This window comes from Megasphaera sp. DJF_B143, from assembly GCF_900320625.1.
Classification (GTDB): Bacteria; Bacillota; Negativicutes; order Veillonellales; family Megasphaeraceae; genus Megasphaera; species Megasphaera hexanoica.
In genome coordinates, this window is record NZ_ONTA01000055.1 from 1 (window position 1) to 3111 (window position 3111).

4 protein-coding genes are annotated in these 3111 nt (G+C 54.8%); 1 reads left to right on the forward strand and 3 read right to left on the reverse strand.

Annotation, left to right across the window (positions count from 1 at the left end):
* On the forward strand, positions 1 to 582 hold a 582-nt coding region (locus DBO31_RS01580), incomplete at its 5' end, for an ABC transporter ATP-binding protein (RefSeq protein ID WP_150824276.1).
* A gap of 47 nt (positions 583 to 629) precedes the next feature.
* Here the strand turns inward: DBO31_RS01580 and DBO31_RS01585 are convergent.
* The 3 genes from DBO31_RS01585 to pckA all read right to left on the reverse strand — a co-directional run.
* Complete coding sequence (locus DBO31_RS01585) at positions 630 to 899, reverse strand: hypothetical protein (protein ID WP_113855484.1); 270 nt, start codon at positions 897 to 899, stop codon at positions 630 to 632.
* Between the two features lie 291 nt (positions 900 to 1190).
* On the reverse strand, positions 1191 to 1619 hold the full coding sequence (locus DBO31_RS01590; RefSeq protein ID WP_059075711.1) for a hypothetical protein: 429 nt from the start codon (positions 1617 to 1619) through the stop codon (positions 1191 to 1193).
* 18 nt (positions 1620 to 1637) lie between these two features.
* The coding region (pckA, locus tag DBO31_RS01595) for a phosphoenolpyruvate carboxykinase (ATP) (protein WP_150824277.1) at positions 1638 to 3111 on the reverse strand (1474 nt) is incomplete at its 5' end.

Genomic DNA, 3111 nt, shown 5'->3' on the forward strand with positions numbered 1-3111 from the left:
CGGTTCTATGACGTCACGGCAGGAGAAATCCTCCTCGATGGCCGCGATATCCGCTCGTATACGCTGGCCTCCCTGCGGCGGGCGGTCGGCATGGTGCAGCAGGATGTGTTCCTCTTTGCCGGGTCGGTCAGGGAAAATATTGCCCTCGGCGACGAGATGGCATCGCCAGAGGCTGTTCGCGCCGCCGCCGCTGCTGCCGATGCCCATGATTTTATCTGTTCTCTTCCCGATGGATATGACAGCTTCATCGGTGAACGGGGAGTCCTCCTTTCAGGCGGTCAGAAACAGCGCATCGCCATTGCCCGCATCTTCCTGAAAAATCCGCCCGTGCTGATCCTGGATGAGGCTACGTCATCACTGGACAACGAAACGGAACAAAAAATACAGGAATCCCTGCGGTCGTTGTCGGCACACCGGACGACGCTGATCATTGCCCACCGTCTGGCGACCATCCGCCATGCCGACCGCATCCTGGTCCTGACCAAAGAAGGCGTGGCCGAAAGCGGCACCCACGATGAACTCATGAGCCGCCACGGATGGTATTACCAGCTGTATGAAGCACAATTTGATGAAGAAACATAAAAAAAACTGCCGTCCATGGATGCGGCAGTTTTTTTATATCCGTCCTGCTACTGGCCCAGAGCGCGCAGCAGGGTATAGCGGAATTCATGGGCCGTCTTTGCCAGTATGGCCGACCCGGCCAGTATGGCAAAGGGAGCAGACAGGCAGACAACGAGGAGATTCCGGCCGGCAGCGGACAGAAGGGGGCCGGTCAGTGTCCGGGCCACCTGCAGGAACGATTCGGTGGCGACACAGCAGAGGAACATGACGATGAAAAAGACGGCTACTGCCAGGGGCAGCATGATGATATAAGAGAGAATATAAGCAGCGGATTTCATGATAAACGACCTCCTGCACACAATACCGTATCCCCTGTTACAAGGGTTATATCGTAAGTTTATTATATTCTGCTATTATCAAAATGTCAAATTAAATGATAATGAGAAAATGCGTGTCGTTTTTACTACAGTTGGGCAGGACTGCTGTCCGATTGGAGCATCGGAAGGAAATCCGGTAAAAAAAGCCCTTGTCAGGCCGGAAACGGACGGGCGGACAAGGGCTTTTCCTTTGTGTGAAATTGTAATGAAACTCAATCCTGATTATTTTTTTTCAGACAAACGGGACATACATCAGAATTTGAAGTCGATGATGGCCGAGACGCCGACACCCTGCACGCGGTTCAGATTGGTCACGTCGGTCGTCGCCACCGGAATGAGCGCCTTGGCACGGGCGATGCCGTTGAATTCGCCTTCAATTTGGGCTACGGCCTTGACTTTATCCACCTGTCCGGACGGCCCGACGACCTGGACGGCGCCGATGTATTTTCCCGTGCCGCCGCTCAGGATAGGAACGACTTTGGTGGCGTAGTCGGTGCCGACGCCGTTTTTCATGAGCAGTTTATTCAGGAAGGTATTGATTTCATCGCCGTATTTGGAAACGAGGACGGAAATACCGCCGACTTTCAGAATGGAACCGAGATTAAATGCCTGAACGGCACTGCCGCCGGCAAAGCCCAGCAGGGATGCGACGGTGACGGCTGCAATGATTTGTTTTTTCATAGAGACCTCCTCGGGACGTTATGGTTGTGGTCCGGCATTGATGATATCTGCCGGCATGTGGGGATATTTTTCATGGAAGTTGTCGAAAAACATCTTTGCCACCTTCTTTGCCATTGTATCATAGGCGTCGGGACTTGACCAGGTATCGCGGGGATTGAGGATTTGTGGCGGGACGCCCGGGCAGGACTGGGGGATATCGACATTGAACCGGTCATCGTGAACGAAGTCTGCTTTTTTCAGTGTACCGTTCAGGGCTGCCGTAATCATGGCCCGGGTGTATTTCAGTTCCATGCGGCTGCCGATGCCGTAGGGGCCGCCCGTCCATCCCGTGTTGACCAGGTAGACGCTCGTATTGTGATGTTCAATCCGTTCGCCGAGCATGCGGGCATAGATATCGGGATCCAGCGGCATGAACGGTTCTCCAAAGAGCGTAGAGAAGGTCGGCACCGGTTCGGTGATGCCCTGTTCCGTACCGGCTACTTTGGAGGTAAATCCCGTGACAAAGTGATACATGGCAGCTTCCTTGCTAAGCCGGGAAATGGGCGGCAGGACGCCGAAGCTATCGGCCGTGAGGAAGATGACGACTGTCGGCACACCGCCTATGCCGGGAATAGCCGCATTGGGAATGTACTCGATGGGATAGCCGGCGCGGGTATTTTCCGTGATTTTATGGTCAAAATAATTAGGCTTGCGCGTATCTGGGTCGAGGATGACATTTTCTACCAGCGTACCGGAGCGGATGGCCTGGTAGATGTCTGGTTCCTTGTCCGGATCGAGGTCGATGCACTTGGCGTAGCAGCCACCTTCAAAGTTGAAGATGCCCCGGTCGGACCAGCCGTGTTCGTCGTCGCCGATGAGTTTGCGGTCCGGGTCGGCCGACAAGGTCGTCTTGCCCGTACCCGACAGGCCGAAGAAAATAGCCGTTTCCTTGGTGATCGGGTCCATGTTGGCCGAACAGTGCATGGGCAGGACTCCTTCCCGGGGCAGGAGAAAATTCATGACCGAAAAGACGCTCTTTTTGATTTCCCCGGCATACTGTGTCCCGGCGATGAGGATGAACCGCGTTTCATAATCGACGAGAATGGCTGCTTCCGAATGGACGCCATCCGCCGTGGGATTGCATTTGAAGCCCGGCGTGACGATGATGGTAAAATCCGGTTCGCCGTACTGCAGCAGTTCTTCCTGGCTCGGCCGGATGAGCAGATTGCGGATAAAGAGGTTTTCGCTGGCCAGTTCCGTAATGACGCGGAATTTCTTGCGGCACTTTTTGTCGGCTCCGGCGAAGCCGTCAAAGATGAAGACTTCCCGGTTTTGCAGATAGGCCGTCATTTTATCTTTCAGGGCGCGGAATTTATCCTTCGTAATCGGGCGGTTGACGCTGCCCCAGGCGATGAGGTCGTGGACCCCCGGCGTATCGACGATGAACTTATCCTTCGGTGCCCGGCCCGTGAATTTTCCCGTCCTGACGACCAGGGCTCCCGTATCGCTGAGC

Bases quoted from the DNA above. Each gene is read 5' to 3' on its own strand.
- DBO31_RS01590 (WP_059075711.1), bottom strand. From the start codon at position 1,619: ATGAAAAAACAAATCATTGCAGCCGTCACCGTCGCATCCCTGCTGGGC.
- DBO31_RS01585 (WP_113855484.1), bottom strand. From the start codon at position 899: ATGAAATCCGCTGCTTATATTCTCTCTTATATCATCATGCTGCCCCTG.